The sequence below is a fragment of the Myxococcus sp. CA056 genome, assembly GCF_013336715.1.
Taxonomy (GTDB): Bacteria; Myxococcota; Myxococcia; order Myxococcales; family Myxococcaceae; genus Myxococcus; species Myxococcus llanfairpwllgwyngyllgogerychwyrndrobwllllantysiliogogogochensis.
In genome coordinates this window covers 49,165-72,917 of record NZ_JABUMT010000019.1, presented here as the reverse complement: position 1 = coordinate 72,917, position 23,753 = coordinate 49,165, and the positions used below count along the sequence as shown (strand labels likewise).

The following is a 23,753-nucleotide window of genomic DNA, read 5'->3' as shown; positions in this document are numbered from 1 at the left end:
TCCAGGCTTTGCCACGCCCGCAGCATACCCGGGGGATTCGCGGACTCCCACTTTCGTCGCCTGGCGGAACAACTTCCGTCCACCCTCATTGCGTCCAGAACACTCCCACGAGCGCGCGCGAGCGTGGCCTTGTCTTCCATTGGAGACGGGGGCACAGGAGTTCCCCATGGTCCGTCTGGAAGATGCTCGTCGCATCATCGCCGCAGCCGAGAAGAAGGCCCAGGAGCTGGGTCAACCCATGAACATCGCCGTCGCCGACGAAGGCGGCAATCTGGTCGCGCATGTGCGCATGGATGGGGCGTGGCTGGGCAGCGTGGACATCTCCATCAAGAAGGCCTTCACCTCGCGGGCCTTCGACATCACCACGCAGGAGCTGGCGAAGCACTCCCAGCCCGGGGGGCCGTTTTATGGCATCCACGCGTCCAACGACGGCAAGGTGATGATCTTCGCGGGCGGTGTCCCGCTGAAGAAGAACGGCAAGGTCGTGGGCGCCGTCGGCGTCAGCGGTGGCTCCGGCGACCAGGACCATGCCGTCGCCACCGCGGGCGCGTCCGCCTTCTAGAAATAGTCGCTCAGGGCGAGCTTGCGCTTGCCGCCGTCCTTCATCGTGAGCACCACCGTCTGGCCCGCGGCGCGATACCTCCAGCGCGACAGCTGCGTGCTGGAGTAGTCGGGCCCGATGGCCTGTCCATCGATGGCGACAATCTCCTCGCCGGGCTTCCAGCCCGCGGCCGCGGCGGGGCTCCCGGGGGCGACCAGCTTCACCACGAGCCGACCCTCCGAGGGGAGGGCAATCAGTCCGGACCGGTCCTTGCGGAACGGCTGCCGCAGCGCGCGGGCGTCGGGGACCAGCATCAGCGTGTCGGTCGAATAGTCCGTAATCATCCGGAAGCGTCCGAGGACGTCGAGCCCCACGTTGCCCATGACCCGGTCCGAGGCGGACATGCTCTTGCCCGCGTCGTCGAACACCGTGGGCACGTTCTTCAGGGTGACGCCCGCGAACTGGATGTGCTTCAGCGTCGCCACGTCTCGCTCCCGCATGCCGCCCACCGCGCCGGACAGCGTCTTGGAGCTGCGCCGTCCCGTGAGCAGCCCCGCCTGCTGCCAGTAGGCGGGGAAGAGCGAGAGCGCCCCTCCATTGCCCACGTCGAACAGCACCTCGATGGCGGGCCGGTCCTCGATGGAGAGCTGGACCGCGCGCTGGCCGCCCGCGGACTCGACCAGGGGGATGCGCACCGCTCGCGGCGGAGCCTTGAAGCTTCGCGGCTCGTGGAAGGCGACGCGCCGGTTGGGGAAGTCCACGTCCACGACGAGCTGGTTGAAGGCCTCCTTGCCCAGGATGACGGGAAGCGAGTGACCGAGATGCCGCGCGACCTCCGCCAGGTCGATGACGGCGACGGTCAGCCCCGTCAGTCGCAGGTTGCCCACGGTGATGTCCACGCCGCCGGCGAACTGGGCCTGCGCCTGTCCGCCGCTGCCGACCGCCGCGAGCTGCCCCTGCGTCTTCAGCCCCAGCTCGCGGGCATACGCCGTGTCGACCACCGTCATCTCCGCGCCGCTGTCCAGCAGCACCTGCGTCGCGCGGCCGTTCACCTGGGCCGGAATGTAGACGCGGTTCTCGTTGAAGAACTCGAAGGGGATGAAGCCCGTGCTGTGTCGGCCGTTCGCGAAGGTCGCCTTGCGCACGTCCTCGGGCCGTTCGAGGACGGCGGGCGGAATGGGCACGTTCAGCTCCAGCGTCTCCACCACCGTCCGCGAGTCGGAGTCCGGGTTGTCGGTGAGCTCCTCCTCCAGGAAGGGCATGCGCACGCCCTGCACCTGACGCCAGTCTCCCAGCCGCACGAAGCGGGTGACGTTGTCCTCGCGGATGAGCACGCCGTGGAGGGCCCCGTCGGCGTCATGGAGGAACAGGTCATAGAGGTCTTCGTCGCCGAACGTGACGCGCACCACCTTCCAGGTGCGGCCGTCGCGCTGCGCGTCGGGTTGCAGGGCGAGCTTTGCTCCGGCACCGCCCCGCAGCGCCGTTCCGAAGTCGAGCGCCACCCGGTGCAGCGCATCGCGCGCGTCGGTGGGTGACGCGTCTTCGACCTGGCCGCTGGTGTTCACCTTCCAGCCGCCCTTGGGGGTGACGGCCATCGCTTCGCGCACCACGCCATAATCCGCGTTCATGCGGACGCGTCCGTCCCGATGGCGCCAGGACTCCATCGGGCCCTGGAGCCCGCCCGTCGCCGTCTTCCCCTGGGCGTGGATGCTCTCCAGTCGTGTGAAGGCGTCCCCGCCACGCCATGCGAGGTGCTTGTCGACGAGCGACCGCAGCGCGTCCGCCCTGGATGCGGCGGGAGTGAGCACGAGGGTCAAGGCCATCAGGCCCGGGAGGAGGAATCTCATGGAGTGTCTCCGCGCTTGGAAGTGGAAGAGGTCTGGCCCACGAGCTGGCGCAGGCCGGGCGGGCTCGAGGCGATGAGGGAGAAGGACCGCGCCAGCCGTGCGCGCGCGGACTGGGGCGCGTTCAGCCGGACCTCCGCGGACAGCCCGCTGTGCTGCAGGCAGGAGAGATAGCCGCTGTCGCTCCAGATGGCCTGCTTGACGCCGGTGCCATCCGGAGTGAGCAGCGCCACCAGGAACTCACGGGCATCGACCACGAGCGTGAGCTGCGCGCCCGGCCAGCGCTCCCGCACGAAGTCCGCCTCGGACGAGCGCACGCAGTCGAAGGGCACCTTGGGAGTCTCGTCGTAGACGAGCCCCGCGATGGCCACGCGCCGGGAGCTCGCTTCGGTGAGCGCCTGGGTGAGGGACGCGAAGGGGGGAGGGAAGAGGTCGAAGAGCAGCCGCTCGGTGGCGCCGGCGATCATCGTCCGTGCGCGCTCCATCACCTGCGCGGTGCTCTTGAGGTGGTAGATGCGGTCGTCCTGCACCGGGGCGTGGAGCTTGCGCAGCGCGTTCGCGGCTTCGCGGCTGCGCGTCTCGAAGCCCCGCTGGAGCGCCGCGAGCACCTCGTCTGGAGGCACGGGCCGGAAGGAGCGGGGCTCACCCTCCTCGACGAGCACGGCCCCCTTGTGTTCGAGCGAGGCGAGCGCCTGGTAGATGCTCGGAGGCGCCTTCCCCAGCGCCTGCGCGAGCCGGTACCCGGTGGCGGGCGCTCCCTTGAGCAGCTCGCAATACACCCGCGCCTCGACCTCGGTGAACCCAAGGGCCACGAGCCCTTCATCCGCGTTCATGGACGCTGTTATTACTCGCGAATAATAATAGTCAAGCCGAAGTGCCGTGAACCGGTGCCCCGACCTCCGGAGGGCTCCAGGGGGCAGGCGACCGTCCGAGGCCGTGCCCCGAGCGCCGCCCTGTGCTAATCCGCGCTGACCGCACAGCGACTTTTCACCCTCCAGCCCGAAAGAACTCCATGGCAGGCAGCAGTCTGATTGCGCTCATCGACGATATCGCGACCATCCTGGATGACGTCTCCATCCTGACGAAGGTGGCGGCGAAGAAGACGGCGGGTGTGCTCGGAGACGACCTGGCGCTCAACGCTCAGCAGGTGACGGGCGTGAACGCGGACCGCGAGCTGCCGGTGGTGTGGGCGGTGGCGAAGGGCTCGCTGGTCAACAAGGCCATCCTGGTCCCCGCGGCGCTGGCCATCAGCGCGCTGGCGCCCTGGCTGGTGACCCCCCTGCTGATGGTGGGCGGCGCCTTCCTCTGCTTCGAGGGCTTCGAGAAGCTCGCGCACAAGTTCCTCCACAGCGAGGAGGAGGACACCGCGCACCGCGCCGAGCTGCGCGAGGCACTGGTGAACCCGAGCGTGGACCTGGTGGCGCTGGAGAAGGACAAAATCAAGGGCGCGGTGCGCACCGACTTCATCCTCTCTGCGGAAATCATCGCCATCACGCTGGGCACCGTGGCGACGGTGAGCTTCGCCACCCGCGTCTCGGTCCTGGTGGGCATCGCCCTCATCATGACCGTGGGCGTGTACGGGCTCGTGGCGGGAATCGTGAAGCTGGACGACGCGGGGCTGTATCTCAGCCGCCAGTCCGGGGCCTTCCAGCGCGGCCTGGGCGCGGGCATCCTCCGTGCCGCGCCGTGGTTGATGAAGTTCCTCTCCGTGGCGGGGACGGCGGCCATGTTCCTGGTGGGCGGCGGCATCCTCGTGCACGGCGTCTCCCTCCTGCACCACGCGGAGACGTCCTTCACCGATTGGGTCACCACCGTGCCGGGTGTGGGCCGCATCCTGGGGGGGCTTGCCCCCATGCTGCTCAATGCCGCGGTGGGTCTGGGCGCCGGAGCCGTGCTGGTCCTGCTCGTCGTCCTGGGCAAGAAGGTGATGAAGGGGAAGGCCGCGAAGAAGTAGCGCGGAGCGAGCGCGGGACCCCCGCCTCGATTCCTCCCTCCTGGCCAGCGCCTCTTGAAGGTGCCCAGGAGGGAGCTGTCGAGGCGACTGGATGGACCGTCATTCCGGCGCTCAGCGCTTCAGCGGGTCGCCGTGCTTCTGGTTGAGCGCCACGGCCTCGCGCACCAGCGCCGCGAGCGAGGCCGGGAGCCGCTGGCCCGACTGGATTCTCACGTACCGCATCCCGTCGCTGTCACCCTCCAGGATGCCGTCCGCATCGCGCATCTGCCCGCCACGCCAGAACCCGAGGGTGACATGCGCCTTGGCCGCCTTCACCAGCGCGAAGGGGCCCGCATGGTCCCACACGGGGTGCCCCCACTTGATGTAGGCCGATGCGCCGGGCGCCTCCTTCGCGATGAGCGCCGCGAGCGGGCGCACGATGTCCTGCTGCCAGCCCTCCATCCTGGCGACAAAGGCGTCCACCGCCGACCCCTGCGCCGATGACGTCTGGGGGGTGACCTGCGCCGGCGCGAGCTTCGGTACGGGGCGCTCGGACCTGTCCTTCGACGAGGACTTGCGCGCCGTGGGGGCCTTCTTCGGGGGCGCGACCTTCTTGGGCGCTTCGTTCTTCTTCGACGTGGCGGTCTTCGAGGTGGAGTTCTTCATCGCCGCCTTTCGGGGCGCGGACTTCTTCGCGGTAGCCATCGGGTGGTGCCCTCCCTATTGGGTTCGGTTCGCTGCTTCACCCTGGCGACGAATGACCCACTGGGAGATCGACACACCCCTGCTTTTCTTGTCGTGCCCCTCCAATCGGCTGGAGTTCCCGAGCCACCCTGACGCCCGTCGCCGTGGCGGATTCGAGGGCACTGCGAAGTGGCGGTGGCACCCGCGTAAGGGTCGCGCCACGACGGCCTTGTCCGGAAAGGACAGGCCCGGGCTCGCGCCCTCAGAGGGAGCCGGGCCGTGCACCAGTCTTGCACTGGCAGCGCGGCTCACAAGTGAAGGAGGTTCTCATGCGATGGACGCGCACGTTGTCCCTCGGTGTGCTGGTGATGCTGGGGGGCTGTACCGAGAGCAAGGTGGATGCGGACCAGGAGATCGCCCTGAGTGGGCGATTCATCGACGAGGCCGGCGCACCGCTCCCGGAAGCGCTGTTGAAGCTCTACCGCAGCGAGAACTCCTCGTGCGCGTTCGCGGGCTTCACGTCGAGCTGGAAGTCGGTGAAGACCCGGGCTGATGGCACCTTCGAACTCGACCTGCTGGGCGCGGACACCCGCAACGGGAGCATCGCGCGCTGCTTCGTCGCCCGCTCGCCCGAGCAGTCCCAGGGAAGGAGCCTCTCGGCCTTCTTCCTCATCCAGCAGTCAGGGGTGGCGCTGCCCACCCTCCAGGAGTGGACCGGCACGCTGACGGCCACCGGGGAAGCGCAGGGCGTGGGTGTGGGCTTCCGGCCCCTGTCCGCCACCCACGGCGCGGGGGACGACGACCACGTGCTCTCCGTTCACACCACCTCCCTCAGGGCGGCCTGGCAGGTCCCCAAGGTCACCTCGCCGGTCCACCTGAGTGACTCCGTCCTCGAGGACGTCCAAGGACTCAAGGCCTCCATCAGCGTCGAGCGCGAGGCGAATGCGGGGGGCGTGACGGTCGGCCTCTCCTACTCCAGCAACTTCGTGGCGCTGCCTCGCCGCGCGCTCGTCCCGGTGAGCCGTGGCGCGGCGTGTACCTACCTGAACGCGGAGACGCCCTGCCGCATCACCAACGGCGACCTCAGCGGGCTCGTGCTCTTCCAGCAGGGAGTCCGGGAGGTCGCCGTGCAGCTCTCGCGGCCCGTGGTTCCGCGCAAGGCCGTGCTGCGCAACTTCGAGGTGTCCGGCACCATGACCGAGCTGTTGCTGGAGGGCAGCGCCGACGGCACCCAGTGGCTGCCCCTGGCCAACCTGCTCGGCGGCGCTGGCGTGCGGCTCTTCATGGAAGTGGACCTCACGGGCACGACGTCCGTGTCGCACGTCCGCGTGCGAGCCACCCCGAGGGATACGACGGGAGAGCTTCGCTCGCTGGGACAGCTCTCCGTCTTCGAGTAGCGACGCGCTCGCGGACGGCTACCCTTCATGGCGCCACAGGTCCGGCCGGCTCGCGAACAGCTCCATCGTCCATTCGATGAAGACCCGCGGGCCGGCGCCCCGCGGGCGTGCGGGTGGGTAGACCAGGAACAGGGGCCGGGCTTCGGGCCGCCAATCCTCCAGCACCTGCACCAGCTCCCCGGTGGCGACGTACGGCTCCACCACGAAGCGGGGCGCGAACATGACACCGAGGCCGGCCAGTCCGGCGGCCAGGTACGCGTTGGTTTCGTTGAGTGTGAGCAGGCTGCGGCCCTGGACCTCCAGCCGCTCCCCGTCGCGGAGGAAGACGAAGGGGAGCTCCTTGCCACTCAGCGACGAGAAGTAGCTGACCACCGCGTGCGTCGGGCCCGCCAGCTCTCGCGGGTGGCCTGGCGCACCGTGACGCTCCACATATCTGGGGGACGCGCACAGCCAATAGCAGAGGTCTCCCAGGTGTCGCGCCACCAGGGACTCATCCTTCACGCCCCCTCCGCGAATGGCGCAGTCGACATTGTCCGCGAGCAGGTCCACGACGCGGTCGCTCACCCCCAGTTCGATGTGCATCTGCGGGTAGCGCGCGTAGAACGACGGCAGCGCGGGGACGAGCAGCAGCCGGGAAATGGTTCCGCTCGACTCCACGCGCAGGCGTCCCCGGGGGCCGCGCCGTGACTGGGACAGCGTGGCTTCGAGCTCCCGCACCTCCCCGAGCAGGCGCAAGGCCTGGTGGTAGTAGGTCATGCCCTCCGGCGTGACAGTCACGCGGCGCGTGGTGCGGTGCAGCAGCTTCACGCGCAGCTGCGCCTCCAGTTGTTGGATGAGCCGGGTCACCGCTGTCTTCGGGCGGCCCAGCGCGTCTGCCGCCTTGGTGAAGGTGCCGCTCTCCACCACGCGGACGAAGGCCTCCATCGCCGTGAACCTGTCCATCTTCCACCTCCGCTGACGGCATATCGCGTTCAGCCCGGGGGCCGCGGGGCTCCTGATTGTTTCTGGGGTGAAACAGTGTGTGTGACGCGCGCCCGTTTATCCGAGGCGAGGTCGGGCGCTACTTCGTCACCCATGACAAGACCTCTTCCTCGCGGTGTCTTTCTCGCTGTCTCACGCGCCCTGACCTTGCTGGTGATGGCCACGGCTTCACTGCTTCCGGCCGCTGCCCACGCGGCCGCGCCCCAGGTGCGAACGCAGGCACCTGGCTTCTACCGGATGATGCTCGGAGACTTCGAGGTCACCGCGCTGTCCGACGGAACCGTCCCCCAGACGGTGCGCGACGTGGCGACGCACACGACGCCGGAGCGGGTGAAGGACCTGCTCGCGCGCGACCACCTCGAGGACCCCGTCGAGCTGTCCATCAACGCGTTCCTCATCAACACCGGCACGGCGTTGGTGCTCGTGGATACGGGCGTGGGTGGCTTCTTCGGCCCCGGCGTGGGAGGCCAACTCCAGCAGAGCCTCCAGGCCGCGGGCTACCAACCCGAGCAGATTGACGTGGTGCTGCTCACGCACATCCATTCCGACCACTCCGGCGGGCTCATGTCTGGCACGCGCCGGGCGTTCCCCAACGCCATCCTCCAGGTCCACGCACGCGAAGCGGACTTCTGGCTGGGGCGTGAGAAGGCGCGGGGACAGGTGGACCCGAAGTACTTCGAGGAGGCGCGGGCGATGGTGGAGCCCTACCGGGTCGCGGGGAAGCTGAAGACGTTCGGAGGCGGGGACTCCGTCGTCCCGGGCATCCGGGTCATGCCGACCGCGGGACACACGCCGGGGCACAGCAGCTACATCATCGAGAGCCGGAGGCAGCGGCTGGTCCTGTTTGGCGACCTGATGCACTTCGGCTCGGTGCAACTGCGCGAGCCGTCGGTGATGGTCGCCTACGACGTGGACGACCGTGCGGCCGCGGCCCAGCGAGCACGCACGTTCGCTGAGGCGGCGCAGCGCGGCGACCTGCTCGGCCTTTCGCACATGCCCTTCCCTGGACTGGGCCGCCTGGGCGCGGAGGGGAGGAGCTACCGGTGGATTCCGGCCAATTACAGCTCAGGCCAGCGGTGGCCGGACGCGAAGGTCCTCGCGGAGTGATTCGCTCCCGGCACTGTTCACTGGTGTGCAGGTTGTCTGGGTAAGGGACACCTCGGCGGGCCGTGGCGACCGGGTTCTGGGCAAGTCCGGGGTGGTACTATTGACGTTGTGCCAATAGCGGCCCATCATCCCTCTCACGAATCGCTCTCATGGCCTGTCACCGCAGCCGGTCGTCGGTTGCCGCGCAGGCCGCCACTGTCGAACTCCACCCTCCGGAGGCGCGCAACGGCTGCACGTTGACCATGGCCTGGCGGACGAACTCCGAGCTGCGCTCGCCGATTCTCCTCCCCGCGGACGTCCGCCCCGCCGACCGGGAAGTGGGAACACGCAGCGAAGGAGGAGGGACCCATGAGCGCAGTCAGGAAGGCGTTCGCAGCGCGCGGCACCGCTGTTCCATTCATTCGAGTGTTGCTGGCCATGGGGACACTGGCGATGCCCGGTGTCTCCGTCGCCAGTGATTTGCTGGGCAGCAGCCGAGGCGGCTCGGCGCAGTGGGACTTCTGTTACGGCAAGCCGGACGGAGCCGTCCTACCGGCGGACCCACGAACCCTGGTGCAGCCCGGCATCAGCAATGGCCGGGCGGTGCACTTCAATGCCTTCTGGAAGAACTGTCATGTCAATCCAGAGGCGGTGCAGGAGGAGGGCGCGGCCAGGACTTGCGGCGAGCTGCGTGGACGCTTCAGTCGCGGGGAGGGGCTGCTGACGAACGGCCATCCAGGCGTGGGTGCGCTGTTCACCGGCACCGACGCCACTCGCCCCGAGGCGGGCTTCGGCATCGCCACCTTCTCCGCGGCGCAGTACAACGAGCTGTGGCGTGTCTGGGGCTTTCCATTTCGTCCCGACAACTTCGATGCCCTGGTGGCCCAGCGCTACGGGTCGGGGCTGAGCACCGAGCGCAATCCCTATCCGCTGCCCTTGCAGCTGCCCAATCGCACCAACGGAGGAAGCGGCCAGCTGCCGCAGATGCTCACGCAGCTGCGCAACCCGGACGGGAGCTGGAGCGGACGCATGGGAGTCACCTGTCACGCCTGCCACAGCGGCGTGGTGGGCACTCCTTCGGACGGCCCGGGCCTTGGGGTGTTGATGGGCGGCGGCAGCAGCCTGGCGGACCTGGACCTGTTCCTGAGCGACCTCTTGCCCCTGGGGTATCCGGCGTCGCTGGCCACGTTCCTGAACCTCAACCGCACTCGGGGCACCAACAACGCCAGCGACATCAACCTCGCCTTCCTGTTCCCGGACGAGGAGCCGCTGACGCCCTCGGAGGTGATTGGCCTCATCAACTCCGGCTCGACCGCCGGAATGGATACGCCCGCCTGGTGGAACATGGGGCACCGGCCGGTGAAGTTCATCGACGGCGTGTTCCCGATGGATGCACCCCGCGTGGACATGGTGTTCTACACGCCGTTCCTCGGACTGTTCGGCGGCCTCGGCGGGCCGGTGAGCGAAGCGGGGCAGGACTGGATGCGCGCCAACGGCCCGGCGCTCAACACCTGGGTGGAGTCGCTCAAGTCACCGCCCTATCCGCTGCCCGTCAACACGTCGCTGGCCGAGCAGGGCGCGGTGCTGTTCCACACCCTCGACATGTGGGCTCCGGGGCGCAACAACGCCGTGCCACGGCCTCAAGGCAATGGGTCCTGTGCGAGCTGCCATGGGGCCTACTCACCCCGCTACGTCAATGACCCGGCGTTCCTCGCGACACCCGCGTTGGCGGGCATGGCGAGCTACATCGCGCCGCTGCGCATCATCGGCACCGACCCGGTCCGGGTGAACACCAACAACGCCGCGGTGCAGTCCGCTGGCGCCAAGAACTTCTTCGGCTATCCGCAGACGGCCGGCACCGCGCAGGACTGCGGCCCGCAGAATCAGCCCCACCTTCGTGGAGACCGCGAGCACGGCTATCTCGCGCCGCCGCTCTACGGGGTCTGGGCCACCGCGCCGTACTTCCACAACGGCTCGGTTCCCAATGTATGGGAGGTGCTCAAGCCCGCTGACCGCAAGCCCATCTGGCGCCGCGTCTCCGCTCCACCGCGCTGGGACCAGCCGCTCGTCATCATGGGCTTCGACACCAGTTTGCAGCGCGCCTACGACTCCACAAAGGTCGGTTGGAAGTACGACACCATCGCCTGCCAGTGGCGCACGCCCTGGAATCCGGCGGTGTCGCCGTACATCAACTGCGACCCAGGTGACGAGTTCCGCACGCCCCTCGCGCAGGAAATCATGGCCGTGCTCTTCAGCAACCTGAGCGCTTCATGGAACATCCTCTTCCCACCGACGCGCACGCGGCAGCAGCTCGAGGACCGGAAAATCTACAACACCCACGCGTTCGGCCAGGACAACGGCGGACATGAGTTCAACGCCGTCCTCACGGACCCGGAGCGTCTGGCGCTCATCGAGTACCTCAAGACGCTGTAGCCCCGGAGTCGTCATCGGGCCGCCTGCTTCGACGACCTCGACTTCCGCCGAGGCCCGTCGCGGCGGGAGGCTCAGGTCGCTCTCCAACCGCCCGTGCTCGTCGTGTTGGCGAGCACGGGCGGGGCAGGGCGATTACGCCCGTGCCCGCGCCGTGTCGAGCTGCTCGGGCCTGGGGATGAGGTAGGCGCGGTCGATGGTGAGAAGCCCCAGCCGCTCGAGCGCGAGGCAGGCCACGAAGCCCAGGTCCACCTCGTGGCGGTGGTGCGAGAAGGACGCCGAGCCCGGGTAGGCGTGGTGGTTGTTCTGGAAGCCCTCGCCCAGGATGAGCCAGGCGGCCAGGTGGTTGTTGCGCGAGTTGTCCCGGGTGTCGAAGTTGCGCCCGCCCACCGCGTGCCCCAGCGCGTTGACGATGCCGCCCTGCACCGGGTGGCTCATCATCCCGAGGAAGTACGCCGCGCCCAGCACCCAGCCCACGCTCAGCGCCAGCGCCAGTCCCACGCCTGCGTGCAGCGCATAGGGCAGCCACCAGAGGTTCTTGCGGTTGAGGGCGTTGAGCGGGAAGTCGAGGTCCTTTGCGTACTTCGTGTACTCGGGCTTCTCTCGCATGAGCCCCACGATGATGCGCTTGTAGTTGCGCAGTTGCTCGTTCGCGATGCCCAGCAGCCCCACATTCACGGGGGAGTGCGGGTCGAGCGGCGTGTCCGAGTGCTCGTGGTGCAGCCGGTGCATCACCACCCACGCCTTGGGGTCCAGCCCGGTGAACCAGTTGCCGCCCACCACGAGCAGGCGCCGCAGCGCCGGGTGCAGCCGCACCGCCTTGTGCGCGAGCGCGCGGTGATAGCCCACGGAGATGGTGAGGATGTTGAGCAGGTAGGCGCCAGTGAAGACGAGGCCGCAGAGGATGAGGTACACGGAGGTCTCCTGAAAACCGGCAGGTAGCCTACTCACCGGTAAGTTACGTTTAAGTAACCTACGCTCGGGTAGCCCAGAGGTCAAGGTGGCCAAGAAACAGCGTTTGACGGGCCCGCAGCGGCGCGCCCAGTTGCTGGAGGTGGGCCGCGAGCTCTTCGCCTCGCGCGGCTACGAGGCGACGTCCATCGAGGAGGTGGCGGCGAAGGCCGGCGTCTCAAAGCCCATCGTCTACGAGCACTTCGGGGCGAAGGAGGGCCTCTACGCGGCCATCGTGGAGCGGGAGATGGACGGGCTGGTGCAGGGCATGTCGGATGCCATCGCCCAGGGCAGCGCCCGCGAGCGCTTCGAGGCCGCGGTGCTGGTCTTCCTCACCTACGCGAAGGAGGAGCCGGCGGGCTTCGCCGTCCTCACGCGCGACTCCCCCACGTCCAGCGCCCGGCGCGGCCTCACGCGCGTCATCGACGACCTGGCGCAGAGGGTGGGAGACATCTTCCAGGCGGAGTTCAGCCGAGCGGGCTTCAACCCCAAGGTCGCCCCGGTGTACGCCAACGCGCTCGTCGGCATGGTGACGCAGGTGGGGGTGTGGTGGGCGGCGGAGGGCCGTCCCATCCCCCTGGAGCACGTGGTGCGGCACGTGTCGGCGCTGGGCTGGATGGGCCTGCGGCACCTGCCGCGCGACCCCTCGGCCAGTGGCCTCCGGACCAAGGGTAAGGCCAAGGGCTGAGTGCGCTGTGTCGCGCGGGTTTCCGTCTGGCGATTTCGCGGGGAGTCGCCCGCCCGCTCAGGACGCCGAAGGTCTCACGGCGGCGGGCAGGCTCGAAAGAATGGTCACCTGCGCGGGGCCGCCGAAGACCGAGGCGGGCACTCCGAGGACCCCTTGCTCCAGGAGTTCATCGAAGGAGCACTGGGAGGTGGCGAAGTAGCCCACGCACGGTGAGGTCCGGAGCTCGGGCCGGGTGGCGGTGAACGCGTCCAGGGCGCGGGCTCGCTCGGCCAGCAGCGCTCCGACCTGGCGAGGACGGGACGCGTGCTCCGTGAGGGCCGCGTAGCCGATGCGCAGCTTCTGTTCGTCTTTCGGCAGCGGCGCGAAGACGGCGCGCGCGTCCTGCCGCCACCGCGAAGGTGTGATGCACAACCCCACGTGGTCGGGGATGAGCCAGCTCTTCGAGAGCGAGACGAGGATGAACGCGAGTTCCTCTCGCAGCAGCCGGAGTGTCCACGGGGTGGGAGGGGTCGCGTACGCGGAGTCGATGATGAGCACCCGCTTTCCCGGCTCGGCGCGGACCCAGCGCTCCACGCGCTCGGCCTCTTCGCTCCGTGGGGAGCGTCCCCAGGGCTTGAGCGGCTCGCAGAGGAGCAGCGCGTCGCAGGCCTCGAGTTCGGGCAGCCCCTCCCGCGCGGAGAATGGAACAACCTCGACGCCTGCTTCCCCGGCGAGCTGGAGGTAGACCGGATACACGTCGGCGGGAACTCCGACGCGGGCGTTGCGTGACGCGAGCCAGCCGAACAGCGCTCGCAGGGAGCGGCGCACACCGTGACTGACCTGGGTCCTGGACTTGAGTTCCGCGTCGAGTTCGAGGTGCGCGAGAAAGCGTTCGGCGAGGTGACACCGATACGGCGCCTCGGGATGCGTCGACGGAGCGATGGCGGCGAAGGTCGGCGCGAGGCTGCGATAGACGTTGAGCTCCGCCAGGTCGACGAGCTCGGGGCGTTTGCCACGCCACGCGTCAGCCAGGGAGAGAAAGGCGTCGTGTTTCATCGGCGCAGCTCCGAGGCCGGGTCTTCCAGCGAGGCCAGGCAGCTTCCATCGCTCATGAGGTTCCACGAGCGCACCAACCGATGTGTTCGCTCCCAACCGACCGAGGGCTCCGTGTAGGCCGCGACGCGCAGCACGCGCCCTGCGACCTCTCCCTCGAACACCGGGCTGCCCCACGGCAGTTCGGTGACCTTCGTGAAGCCCCACGCGTCCATCGCGCGGAGCACCACTTCGAGCGGCACCTGGTTCGCCTCGCAGTAGCGATTCACGGCGCTCGGCGCCCAGGCGTTCTCGGAGAGGCTGGAGACATAGAGCTCCTTGAAGCAGACCTCGTGGAACCCTTCGCGCGCGCTGCGCTCCAGGTACGCGTGGACCCGGGCCACGTCATCGACTCCTCCGCGCTGAAGCACGCAGATGGCCCGGCTGCGGAGGCCAAAGGCCCGCGCGAGCGCACCCGAGTCGACGGACAGGCCCATGATGCGCGCGTCGTCCTCGCGGGTGACGCCGTGACGACTGACGGCCAGCGTGGTGAGTCCCTCGTCACGCAGGGCGTGCAGTTGCTCGGCGTCGAGCCGCGCGCCATTGGTGATCAACAGCGTCTTCGGGAATCGCTCGGCGAGGCCACGGACCAGCGAACGCAACTGGCCAGGCGCCAGCAGGGTCGGCTCGCCGCCGCCGGTGATGACGGCGCGCTCCGCCCCGCGTGAGCGCGCGAGGTCCGCCCAGTGCAGTTGCTCTTCGAGCGAGACACTCCGCTGCCGCGCGAGGTCCGAGACACTGGCCTTGGAGAAGCAGAACGCGCATTTCGCCTGGCAGGCCTTCGCCACGGGCAGCACCGAGAAGGAGCGAGGCCGACAGTCGGCCCAGGGCGCGAGCCCCGTGTCTTCGAGCAGGAAGGCCTGCGCGGTGACCTCCTCATGAAGCGTGGGCCGCAGCGCACCAGCGTCGTCGACCCAGGCCACTCCGCTCAGGGGCACTTCGGGTGCGGGCCAGCGCCAGCCGATGCCGGTGCCCGTGGTGTCATTGGGGCGCATCGCTGGCGCCCCCGACGTCGGCAGCCGCGCGCGCAACGCGACGACGCGGTCCTTCGCGCGACCGAGTTTCGCCACCAGCCGCCGAGCCTTCTCGAGCCCGGGGGCCCAGGGCTCGTCTTCCTTCAACATGTAGAACGCGTCGGGGAAGGTCGACTCGGCGATGGACGCCTTCGAGTACCGCATTCGGTAGCGATCAAATCCGCGCAGCCAGTTCGACAGCGGAATGAAGGCGACGAAGGCGGTGTCCATGGTGGCTGCACTCTCGCAGCGCCACAGGCTTCGTGTCAATAGTACACTTATATGTGAAGGGCCCGTGGGGCGCGGTTCAGGCCTCCGAGCGCAGCGCCGTCATCGGGTCCACCCGCGAGGCTCGCCGGGCCGGCAACCAGCTTGCGAGCAGCGCCACGCCGAGCAGGAGGAGCGCCACCGCGGCGAAGACGAGCGGGTCGGTGGTGCTCACTCCGTAGACGAGCCCCGCGAGCACCTGACTGAGCCCGATGGCGCCCAGCACGCCGAGCGCCACGCCCAGCCCCGAGAGCAGCGCCGCCTGCCGGAGCACCAGCTTCAGGACGTCCCCCGCCGTCGCTCCCAGGGCGAAGCGGATGCCGAACTCCTGGGTGCGCTGCGCCACCGCATAGGACACGACGGCCGCGAGCCCCGCGACAGAGAGCAGCAGCGCCACGACACCGAAGGCCCCCAGCAGCAGGAGGCTGAAGCGCCTGGGGGCGAGTGAGTCCGTGAGCAGGCTCTCCACGGTGTGCAGGCGCGAGGGCAGCTCGGGGGCGAGCTCACGCAGCACCGGCCGGACCGCGGTGACGAGGGCCGCGGAGCCCACCGGGCCGTACACGGCGAGGTGGAAGCGGGAGGAGGCGCGCGCCCGTTGGCGGGAGCAGCCATAGAACATGGGCTTCGGCGCCTCATCCAACCCCCGCTCGCGCACGTCCGCCACCACGCCGACGATGGTGAAGGGACGCAGGTCGCCGTCCATGTTGCCGAACTGGATGGTCTTGCCCAGCGGGTCTTCTTGGGGCCAGCGGGTCTTCGCGAGCGACTCGCTGATGACGGCGACATGAGGCGTCTCGGCGGTGTCGCGTGCATCGAAGTGGCGCCCGCGCACGAGCGGAATGTCGAGCGCCTGGAAGTAGCCCTCGCTCGCCACGCGGTACTCGGCGGAGCCCGTGCGCTCGCGCTCATGCGCCAGCCGCCCGAAGTCCTCGATGCTCTTCACCTCGTCGGGACGGTTGAGCACGAGGAAGGTGCCGTAGCCCGAGGGGCTCCCCTCGAGCGGGAAGTTGCTCACGGCGCCCACCGCGCGCACTCCGGGCAGTGCGCCCAGCCGCGCGAGGAGTTGCTCCTGCAGTTGAAGGTTGCGCCGCCACCCCGCCTCGTCCTCGACGGGAGGGAGCACGAGGCTGAGCACCGCGACGTCCTCGGTGCGATATCCCGGGTCCAGCGAGAGCAGGCGCATCAGGCTGCGCCCGAGCAGCGCCGCGCCCAGCAGCAGCACCAGTGCGAGCGCGAGCTGTCCGACCACGAGGGCACGGCGCGTGCGCTCCGCTCCGACTCCTCCGGCCTGGGTGCGCCCCGCCTGCACCAGCGTGGCCCAGGGGTTCTGGCGCGCCGCGCGCAACGCCGTCACCAGCCCGAGCCCCAACGCGAGGAGCAGCGAGAGCCCGAGCGCGAAGAGGAGCGCGGTGGCGTTCACCTCCACCTCGTCCACGCGTGGCAGGCGGCCCGGCTCGAACGCGAGCAGTGCGCGCACGCTCCATGCTGCGAGCAGGGTGCCCAGCGCACCGCCGGCCAGCGACAGCAGCAGCGACTCGGTGAGGAACCGCCGCGCCAACGCGCCGGGCCCGGCGCCCAGCGCCACTCGGACGGCGAGCTCGCGCCTGTGGGTCGCCGCGCGGGCCAGCAGCAGGTTGGTGACGTTGGCTCCCGCCACCAGCAACAGGAAGGCCGCGGCGCCCAGCAGCACGTAGAGCGTGGACTGGGCACTCCCCACCAGGCTCTCGTGCAGGGGCACCATGGCGATGTCTTGCATCGAGATTTCCCGGCCGTACCGCGCCTCGAGCTCCCGTGCGATGCCCGTGAGCTCCGCTTGCGCGGCTTGGGGGTTGACGCCCTCCGCCAGCCGTCCCACCACCCACCAGTTGTGCGCGGTCCGGCTGGGCAGGGGCGCCTTCAACTCGCGCGGAATCCACAGCTGTGTGCCCACCGGGTAGTCGAAGGACTTGGGCATCACACCCACCACGGTATAGGCGCGCCCCTCGAAGGTGAGGGTGTCCGACAGCGGCAGCGGCCGTGCGCCCAGGTGCCGCTTCCAGAAGGTCTGGCTCACGACCACCACCGGGGCGCCTCCCTGCTGCTGCTCATCCTCGGCGAACAGGCGGCCCTGTACGGGCTGCACCGCGAAGGCGCGGAAGAAGTCGCGCGAGGCGAGCGCCATCATGGCGAAGGTCGGCTCGTCCGTGCCGGTGACGGCGACGCTCGCCGCTCCCGATACCTGGGCCAGTGCCGAGACGGTGCGGCTCTGTGTCCGCACATCCTCGAAGTTGGGGTCCGAGAACGGAATCGAGCGGCCGACGGCCGTCCGCTGCGACAGGTGCACGAGGCGCTCGGGGCTTGGATAGGGCAGGGGGCGCAGCAGCACCCCCTCCACCACGCTGAAGAGCGCGGTGCTCGCTCCGATGCCTACCGCCAGCATCAGGACGCAACTGAGCGTGAAACCGGGGCTCCGGCGCAGCGAGCGCAGTGCCTGACGCAATCCAACAAAGAAGGTGTCCACGCGGGAGGCTACGTCCTGGCCGTCGAACGATTGCCGCACGGGGTGGGGGAGACTGAAACCCGGCCGCTGCGTCAATCAGGCCTCGGGTCGAGGGCGTCGCCAATTCCTGCCAGGCTTGTCCTTGAGCTGATTCCAGATGGGAATGAGCGGCTCGGAACCGCATGGGGGCGCGGTTGGAGCGGGCTTGCTCCGTTGCGCCGCGCTGTGTCCGAGGCCAGCAGCACCGACCGTCCTGGCGAATCTCCCGAGTCGTGAACCCTCCCCGGTGCGGTCCTCTTGTGACCCCGGCGCCACCCGCGCTACTTGAAAATTGTGGTACGAAAGGAACTTTGCTGGGACCCGGAGGCTTGCTTTGACGTTGTTTCGAGGGTGTCTGACCGCGTTGCTGGTCTTGGTTGTTTCCTGTGGTGATTCAGATCCTGGGGTGATTCCCGATGCGGGGGAGACCCGGACTGACGCGGGAAATGGGACGCCGGACGCGGGTGGTGGGACGCCGGACGCGGGTGGTGGGACGCCCGATGCGGGTGGTGGGACTCCGGATGCGGGCGAGGTGACGCCGGACGCGGGCGGAGAGCTTCCGGACGCGGGCGGAGAGCTTCCGGATGCGGGTGAGGTGACGCCGGACGCGGGCGGAGAGCTTCCGGACGCGGGTGAGGTGACGCCGGATGCGGGGGGAGAGATTCCGGACGCGGGCGAGGTGACGCCGGACGCGGGCGGAGAGCTTCCCGACGCAGGCGAGGTGACGCCGGACGCGGGCGGAGAGCTTCCCGACGCAGGCGGTGAGCTCCCTGATGCTGGAGGTGAGACGCAGGACGCGGGTGGTGAGCTCCCCGATGCGGGTGGTGGGACGCCTGACGCGGGTGGTGGGACTCCGGACGCCGGTGAGCCTCCCGTCGTGAGCGTCATCGACAACTGGGGCTTCGAGGTGTGGCCCGATGCGCTTCCGGCGCAGTGGTTCGGCAGCAAGTCGAATATCGATTCCGGCGCCGTGCAGAAGGTGACGACGAATGCCTTCGAAGGCGTGAACGCGGTCCGGCTGACCAACGCCTCTTCCACGCATCGGCGGTTCACGACGCTGGCGAAGTCGATGCCCGCCGGTCGCTACTCCTGCACCTTCCAGGCGCGGGGCACCGGCGACGTCCGGAATGCCTTCTTCGACGACGACTACTCCTCGTACTCGTCCTACACCTCCGTCGACACCACGGCGTGGACCCAGGTGACGTACAACTTCAACCTGGCGAGCGACGTCTTCGACACGTTCGAACTCATCTTCAGCGTTCGGAATACGAGCGGAGAGAACCTGCTCCTCGACGACGTGCGCTGCATGCGGGCGGCCGAACCGTGTGACGTGGTCAGCTGCGAGTCCTGGGAGCGGTGCGTGAATGCCTCCGCGACCTGCGAGCCGCTCTCGGGTCGCTGCAACATCGGCGGGGACTGCGCCGCGTGGGAGGCCTGTGATGACACCAACACGTGCGTGGTCGCCGAGGACCGCTGCGTCCGCCACGCCGATTGCGCGGAGACTCCGCAGACGCCGGTCTGCGAAACGAGCACGCACCTCTGCGTCGCCGGAGACCCTTGCGCTGGAGTCGTGTGCAGCAGCCCGGCGACCACCTGCAATCCCACGACGGGCGTGTGTGAGCTGGCCGAAGGCGCCTGCTTCACGACCCTCGACTGCGTCGGCGCCCTGCCGGCTTGTGACCCGGCGACCCGCAGCTGCGTCCCCGCGGAGCACCCCGCGAACATCGTCCGCAACGGTGGCTTCGAGTCCTGGAACATCTATTCCATCCCCTACCAGGGGAACCATCTCATCCCTGACTACTGGTACGGCATCGACAACGGCGTCGCGGACCCGGGCACGGAGATCAAGCCCACGCGTCTCGTGCGCTACCTCAACGCGGTGCACGGCGGTTCGACGGCGCTGCAGTTCGTCGTCCCCATCCAGGTCGCCGAGCGCTTCTCCACGGAGAAGTTCAACGTCCCGAGCGGCAACTACTCCTGCTCGTACCGGGTGCGAGGCCACGGCAGCATCCGTCATCGAATCTACTCGAGCGGAGGCTGGAGCCCGCAGACGGACTTCCTCGTCGTCGACAGTGACGAGTGGCAGCCGGTGTTCTTCCGCTTCACCGGCAACGTGCGCGACTGGCGCCTGTTCCTCTATCCGAGCCGGAGTGAAGCCGACCGCGACCACCTCCAGGTCGACGACGTCGTCTGCACGAAGGACTAGCGCCGCTGTCGCATGAGGGGGTCGAGCGCCGGCCGGGGTGGATGAACCCGACAGCGCTCGACCCTCTTTTCGTCGTGAGTCACCCGTCCTCGGTCTCCGTTGTCTCCAGGCTCAGCGTCAGCTTCCGCAGGAGCGAGGTCAGCGTCGCCCGCTCGTTGCGTGACAGGCCCGCGAGCAACCGGGCCTCGACGGCCATGTCGGCGCGGAACGCCGCCTCGGTGCGCTCACGGCCCTCCCGGGTCAACTCCACCGGAAGGCTGCGCGCGTCTCCCTCCGTCGCGGGGCGGCGAATCAAGCCCGCACGGGTCAGTCGGGCCAGTCGGTCGGTCAGCCCCCCGGAGGAAATCATCAGCGACTTGTAGAGCTCCGTCGGGCGCATCCGGTAGGGCGGGCCCGAGCGCAGCAGCGCTGACACGACGTCGAACTCGCCCGTGTCCAGGCCGTGCTCCTCGAACACCGCTTCGATGGGGGGCCGCACTCGCAGGGTGATGCGACGGGCCCGCCCGAGGATTTCCATCCCTTGGGTGTCGACGTCCGGAAGCTCCCGCTCCCACTGGCCCCGCAAGCGGTCGACATGGTCCTGGGTGCTCCTGCTCATTCGCGAACTCCAGATATCTTGACGTCGAGATAATTCGGCTGCATTGTCTCGACATCAAGATAATGGAGTTCCAGCGATGAGTCAGCGACCCTTCCAACCAGCCACGGTCGACCACCTGGTCCTGCGTGTCGCCGACGCGGCGCGCATGGCCTCCTTCTATCGGGACGTGATTGGCTGCACCGTCGACCGGGAGGTGCCGCACCTCGGCTTGACGCACCTGCGGGTGGGGACGGCGATGATTGACCTGGTGTCCCTGGATGGAAAGCTGGGGCGCGCGGGAGGCGCGGCACCGGGGCGTGAGGGTCGCAACGTCGACCACTTCTGCATCACCGTGCAGCCGTTCGACGAGGCGGCGATTCGCGCCCACCTGGCCGAGCAGGGGGTCGCCGTGTTCGCTCCTGGGGAGCGGTACGGTGCGACGGGTGAAGGCTTCTCGTTCTACATCCAGGACCCGGAGGGCAACACCATCGAGTTGAAGGGCGCATAGGCGTCGCGGATGCTCGCTCGACGCCGCGCCCGGCCCTCTGGAGCGCTGCCGCGTCAGAACCCGAAGAGGTTCGAGACGCCGTCCTTCTTGTCGGGGGACGCCGCGCTGGAGGACGAAGCCGGTGTCGTGGCGGGAGTGGACGCGGGGCGGTTGGAGACGCGCATGGGAGTGCTCCGGGGATGCGGTGGGGGATGGGGCCAGACGTCGTCCAGCCCGTGACGTGACCTCCCCTAAGGCACGGCGTGTGCCAGCCTCTCGCGGTCCCCCCAGTGTGCCGTTTCCCCTCTGAAGCGCTTCAGCCGGGACGGGCGCTGGAGCCCTGTGGCCGGTGACTGGAGCCATCGAGGGTGATGACCGCTGTCATCAGGCTCGATGAGGACTGTCCGGGCGTCAGCGAGGAGCCGCTGCGAGGGGCGCGGCCAGCCTCACGCGGAAGCCGAAGCCGACCCACAGGTGGAGGGTCCGCTCGCGGAGGCTCTCGCTTCCAGAGCCGGTGCTCAGGTCCACATCCAGCGTGCTGTATCGGCCGCCCGTGACATTGACGAAGAGCCCCGCCCAGAAGGCTCCGCCGAAGTTCCTGTCGAACCCTGCCTGGAGCGTGATTTCCGGCCCGGAGTACGTGATGTCGACGTCTCCAATCGAAAACGACGTTGTTTCGTGGCCGAGCGCCACCCCCGCCCAGGGTGAGTAGGGGCCGGCTGGATTCCAGTGGTAGTTGCCTTGGAGTCCGAAGCGCAGGTTGCTGCCTGGACACGCCTGGTCGGCGGAGCAGCGGATCCGCATCTGCGCGTAGGCGAGCTGAAGCCAGGGCCCCAACTCGACGTTCGGGCCGATTCGGACGGTGGGTTCCAGGATGGCGGCGAAGAGCCCCTTGTAGACCTCGTACAGGTAGAACGGCTCGGCGGAGCCATCCATGCGCCCGCCGGGCATGAGGTAGCCCCCGCGCGCGGAGATGGCGAGCCAGCGCGGAAAGCCCCCTTCGAGCCCCGCGTGTTCCTCCGCCAAGGTTGGAGAAGACACCAGGAGTGACAGCAGGACCAGCGCCTGCGCGGCGGGACGAGAGAGCGTTTGCATGCGCGGGTGTTTGGTTATTACGGTCAATCGACGGTCGTCAACCCAAGGTCTCCGGTGTCCCTCATTCGCTCATTTTTCAGCCCGCGCCTGTTCGCGCTGGTGGCCTGCGGCCTCTGGGTCGCCTGTGGTTTCCCTTCCGCCGAAGAAGACGCGCGCGTTTGCGCCGATGTGGAATGCAGCGCGGGACGCTGCGTCTCCGACGATGGCGCCCCCATGTGTCACTGCAGCGCATGGGAGGAGGCCTCGGGCCTCAGCTGTTTCATCTCCGCCTACCGGCAGCCGGACGACCACGGTGACGCCGTGGCGGCCGCCACGACGCTGGCACCCTCGGTGGATTTCCACGACGCTGCCATCCAGCCTCCCTTCCGGGTGTGGAAGGATCAGGATGTCTTCGCCATGCCCACCCTGCCGGGCCATGGCCTTCGCTTCATCGTCCGGCCCGGCACCTTGGCCAAGGTGGCCGTGCGCCTGCTGGGTGCCTCGGGGCAGGTAATGAGTTCGCTGGTTGTCGTGGCTCGAGGCGGCGCCCACCTGGAGTTCACTTCCACGGAGGCGTCTCCCCGGTTCATCACGGTGGCCGCGGATGAGGACGGCGCTTCGGGGACGTATCTCTACCGTTTGGAAGACATGGGCAAGGATGCGAACGGTGACACACCCGCCACGGCGACGCCGGTGGAGCTGGCGAGTGCACCATTCCCTGTCACGCTCGAGTTCGACGATGACGAGGATGTCTTTACCTTCCGCACCGAGGCGGGCCAGGGCTTCCGATTCTCTTGTGAGTCCGAGCGAACCTCCCTGACTCTGATGAATGGCGCGGGCGCAGTGTTGGAGAGCGGAGCGTCAGGAGGGGGAGTGGGTGGCAGCGTGGGCCACAAGAGCCCGGACCCGACCACGTGGTTCGTCCGCGTCTCCACCTCGAACGGCAGCCTGCCGGCCACCCACTGCCAGTTGGACGACCTGGGGGTGGATGAACACGCGGATGCGATTCCCGCCGCGACCCGACTGACGGACGGTGTCCCCGTGACGGCACGGCTTCAGGGCACCAACGACGTGGATGTCTTCTCCTTCTTCGCCACCGCGGGGGAAATCCATGACGTCAGGCTGACGCCCTCGCGTGTGGCGAACGTCAAGCTCACGGACGCGGACGGCACGACGCTGGCGGCGACCACCTCCAGCCGAATCGTCCAGGGCGCACCCACGACGGGGACGTATTACGTGCATGTCCAGAAGGACTCAGCCTGGGGGACGGACTTCCAGGTGGGAGTGGAGAACCTGGGACCGGATGACCATGGTGGCACTTCCGAAACGGCCACTCGCGTCGCGGTGGAAGAGACTGTCACCGGGCTCATCCACAACGTGGCGGACCTGGATGCCTTCACCATTCCTCTCGAGGCGGATGGCGTGTACCGGCTCACCTGCACGCCCGGCTGCACGCTGTCGACGAGCGCTCCTGTCGCGTCCTTCCGCGTGCATCGTGCGTCCGGGGGTGGCACCTGGAACATCCACCTGCTGTCCTCGGGGGACGTCACCTTCACGATCAGCTCGCAGACTGCTCCTCTCTTCTTCACGTTCAAGATGGCGCGGGTGGGCACGGACGACCACGGCGATGACGCGGCCCATGCCACGCCGTTGACGCTCCCTGCGACAGTGGACGGCTCCTTCGAACTGGGGACGGACATCGACGTATTCGCCTTCGAGTCGGAGGCGAGCCGGACCTATGTCGTGGAGTCCAGGGCGGTGGGTCTCCGGATTCTGGACCCGAATGGCGCGGAGGTTCCCCTGCTGTTCGATGCGCCAACGGCGACCCGGCGCTTCACCGCCCAATCGTCGGGGACTTATGGCGTCGTGGCCACCTCTCCCGATCCTTTCGTGGGTGTTGCCAGGTCCTGGAGTTTCACCCTGCGCCTGCCGTGAGCTGTCGGGCGGCGGGGCGCTCCAGAAGCGCTGAACCGTCGTGGGTGTCGGTGGTAGCCTCCTGGGTGTG

19 protein-coding genes are annotated in these 23,753 nt (G+C 68.6%); 9 read left to right on the top strand and 10 right to left on the bottom strand.

The features are described from left to right. The first annotated feature begins 166 nt into the window (after window positions 1-166). Window positions 167-562: a heme-binding protein gene (locus tag HUA76_RS40430; RefSeq protein WP_141640314.1), complete on the top strand. Its 396-nt coding sequence runs from the start codon at window positions 167-169 to the stop codon at window positions 560-562. On the opposite strand, the gene HUA76_RS40425 is transcribed toward HUA76_RS40430, so the two are convergent. Both HUA76_RS40425 and HUA76_RS40420 read right to left on the bottom strand, forming a co-directional pair. Continuing rightward, window positions 559-2,388 carry a retropepsin-like aspartic protease gene (locus HUA76_RS40425; RefSeq protein ID WP_174463900.1) on the bottom strand — a complete coding sequence of 610 codons (1,830 nt, stop codon included), beginning with the start codon at window positions 2,386-2,388 and terminating at the stop codon, window positions 559-561. The genes HUA76_RS40430 and HUA76_RS40425 overlap by 4 nt on opposite strands. Then, entirely contained in the window at window positions 2,385-3,218 is an 834-nt protein-coding gene (locus tag HUA76_RS40420; protein ID WP_141640312.1) for a TrmB family transcriptional regulator, read from the bottom strand. The genes HUA76_RS40425 and HUA76_RS40420 overlap by 4 nt, the downstream gene beginning before the upstream one ends. Before the next feature lie 179 nt (window positions 3,219-3,397). On the opposite strand from HUA76_RS40420, the gene HUA76_RS40415 reads away from it, so the two are divergent. Continuing rightward, complete coding sequence (locus HUA76_RS40415; protein WP_174456285.1) at window positions 3,398-4,339, top strand: DUF808 domain-containing protein; 942 nt, start codon at window positions 3,398-3,400, stop codon at window positions 4,337-4,339. Between the two features lie 111 nt (window positions 4,340-4,450). On the opposite strand, the gene HUA76_RS40410 is transcribed toward HUA76_RS40415, so the two are convergent. Continuing rightward, the gene (locus HUA76_RS40410) at window positions 4,451-5,023 is read right to left on the bottom strand and encodes a DUF1801 domain-containing protein (RefSeq protein WP_174463899.1); all 573 of its coding nucleotides are present in this window, start codon (window positions 5,021-5,023) and stop codon (window positions 4,451-4,453) included. A gap of 308 nt (window positions 5,024-5,331) precedes the next feature. Here HUA76_RS40410 and HUA76_RS40405 point away from each other — a divergent pair, with 308 nt between their 5' ends. Further along, window positions 5,332-6,399 (top strand): hypothetical protein, encoded by a 1,068-nt coding sequence (locus HUA76_RS40405; RefSeq protein WP_254614796.1) that lies wholly within the window; start codon window positions 5,332-5,334, stop codon window positions 6,397-6,399. An 18-nt stretch (window positions 6,400-6,417) separates the two neighbouring features. Here HUA76_RS40405 and HUA76_RS40400 read toward each other — a convergent pair whose 3' ends face one another. Continuing rightward, on the bottom strand, window positions 6,418-7,341 hold the full coding sequence (locus HUA76_RS40400) for a LysR family transcriptional regulator (protein ID WP_141640308.1): 924 nt from the start codon (window positions 7,339-7,341) through the stop codon (window positions 6,418-6,420). A gap of 132 nt (window positions 7,342-7,473) precedes the next feature. Between HUA76_RS40400 and HUA76_RS40395 the strand changes: the two genes are divergently transcribed. Both HUA76_RS40395 and HUA76_RS40390 read left to right on the top strand, forming a co-directional pair. Beyond that, a complete protein-coding gene (locus HUA76_RS40395) occupies window positions 7,474-8,487 on the top strand; it encodes an MBL fold metallo-hydrolase (RefSeq protein WP_174463898.1) in 1,014 nt (337 codons plus the stop codon). A 348-nt stretch (window positions 8,488-8,835) separates the two neighbouring features. Beyond that, complete coding sequence (locus HUA76_RS40390) at window positions 8,836-10,899, top strand: hypothetical protein (protein ID WP_174463897.1); 2,064 nt, start codon at window positions 8,836-8,838, stop codon at window positions 10,897-10,899. Window positions 10,900-11,031: 132 nt separating this feature from the next. Here HUA76_RS40390 and HUA76_RS40385 read toward each other — a convergent pair whose 3' ends face one another. Next, entirely contained in the window at window positions 11,032-11,811 is a 780-nt protein-coding gene (locus HUA76_RS40385) for an acyl-CoA desaturase (protein ID WP_174456280.1), read from the bottom strand. Window positions 11,812-11,896: 85 nt separating this feature from the next. Between HUA76_RS40385 and HUA76_RS40380 the strand changes: the two genes are divergently transcribed. Continuing rightward, the gene (locus tag HUA76_RS40380; protein WP_174463896.1) at window positions 11,897-12,535 is read left to right on the top strand and encodes a TetR/AcrR family transcriptional regulator; all 639 of its coding nucleotides are present in this window, start codon (window positions 11,897-11,899) and stop codon (window positions 12,533-12,535) included. 57 nt (window positions 12,536-12,592) lie between these two features. Here the strand turns inward: HUA76_RS40380 and HUA76_RS40375 are convergent, their stop codons facing one another. The 3 genes from HUA76_RS40375 to HUA76_RS40365 form a co-directional block, all read right to left on the bottom strand. Further along, complete coding sequence (locus tag HUA76_RS40375) at window positions 12,593-13,570, bottom strand: hypothetical protein (RefSeq protein ID WP_174463895.1); 978 nt, start codon at window positions 13,568-13,570, stop codon at window positions 12,593-12,595. Further along, on the bottom strand, window positions 13,567-14,850 hold the full coding sequence (locus HUA76_RS40370; RefSeq protein ID WP_174463894.1) for a radical SAM protein: 1,284 nt from the start codon (window positions 14,848-14,850) through the stop codon (window positions 13,567-13,569). The genes HUA76_RS40375 and HUA76_RS40370 overlap by 4 nt, the downstream gene beginning before the upstream one ends. 76 nt (window positions 14,851-14,926) lie before the next feature. Further along, the gene (locus HUA76_RS40365) at window positions 14,927-17,425 is read right to left on the bottom strand and encodes an ABC transporter permease (protein ID WP_371823590.1); all 2,499 of its coding nucleotides are present in this window, start codon (window positions 17,423-17,425) and stop codon (window positions 14,927-14,929) included. A 385-nt stretch (window positions 17,426-17,810) separates the two neighbouring features. Here HUA76_RS40365 and HUA76_RS40360 point away from each other — a divergent pair, with 385 nt between their 5' ends. Continuing rightward, window positions 17,811-19,610, top strand: coding sequence for an invertase recombinase-like protein (locus HUA76_RS40360; RefSeq protein WP_371823589.1), 1,800 nt, complete (start codon window positions 17,811-17,813; stop codon window positions 19,608-19,610). Window positions 19,611-19,689: 79 nt separating this feature from the next. Here the strand turns inward: HUA76_RS40360 and HUA76_RS40355 are convergent, their stop codons facing one another. Continuing rightward, window positions 19,690-20,208, bottom strand: coding sequence for a MarR family winged helix-turn-helix transcriptional regulator (locus tag HUA76_RS40355; protein ID WP_174463893.1), 519 nt, complete (start codon window positions 20,206-20,208; stop codon window positions 19,690-19,692). Window positions 20,209-20,284: 76 nt separating this feature from the next. Here HUA76_RS40355 and HUA76_RS40350 point away from each other — a divergent pair, with 76 nt between their 5' ends. After that, window positions 20,285-20,695 (top strand): VOC family protein, encoded by a 411-nt coding sequence (locus HUA76_RS40350; protein WP_174456274.1) that lies wholly within the window; start codon window positions 20,285-20,287, stop codon window positions 20,693-20,695. Window positions 20,696-21,085: 390 nt separating this feature from the next. On the opposite strand, the gene HUA76_RS40345 is transcribed toward HUA76_RS40350, so the two are convergent. Then, the gene (locus HUA76_RS40345) at window positions 21,086-21,769 is read right to left on the bottom strand and encodes a hypothetical protein (RefSeq protein WP_174463892.1); all 684 of its coding nucleotides are present in this window, start codon (window positions 21,767-21,769) and stop codon (window positions 21,086-21,088) included. 213 nt (window positions 21,770-21,982) lie between these two features. Between HUA76_RS40345 and HUA76_RS40340 the strand changes: the two genes are divergently transcribed. Further along, a complete protein-coding gene (locus tag HUA76_RS40340; protein WP_174463891.1) occupies window positions 21,983-23,683 on the top strand; it encodes a hypothetical protein in 1,701 nt (566 codons plus the stop codon). Window positions 23,684-23,753: the final 70 nt, after the last annotated feature.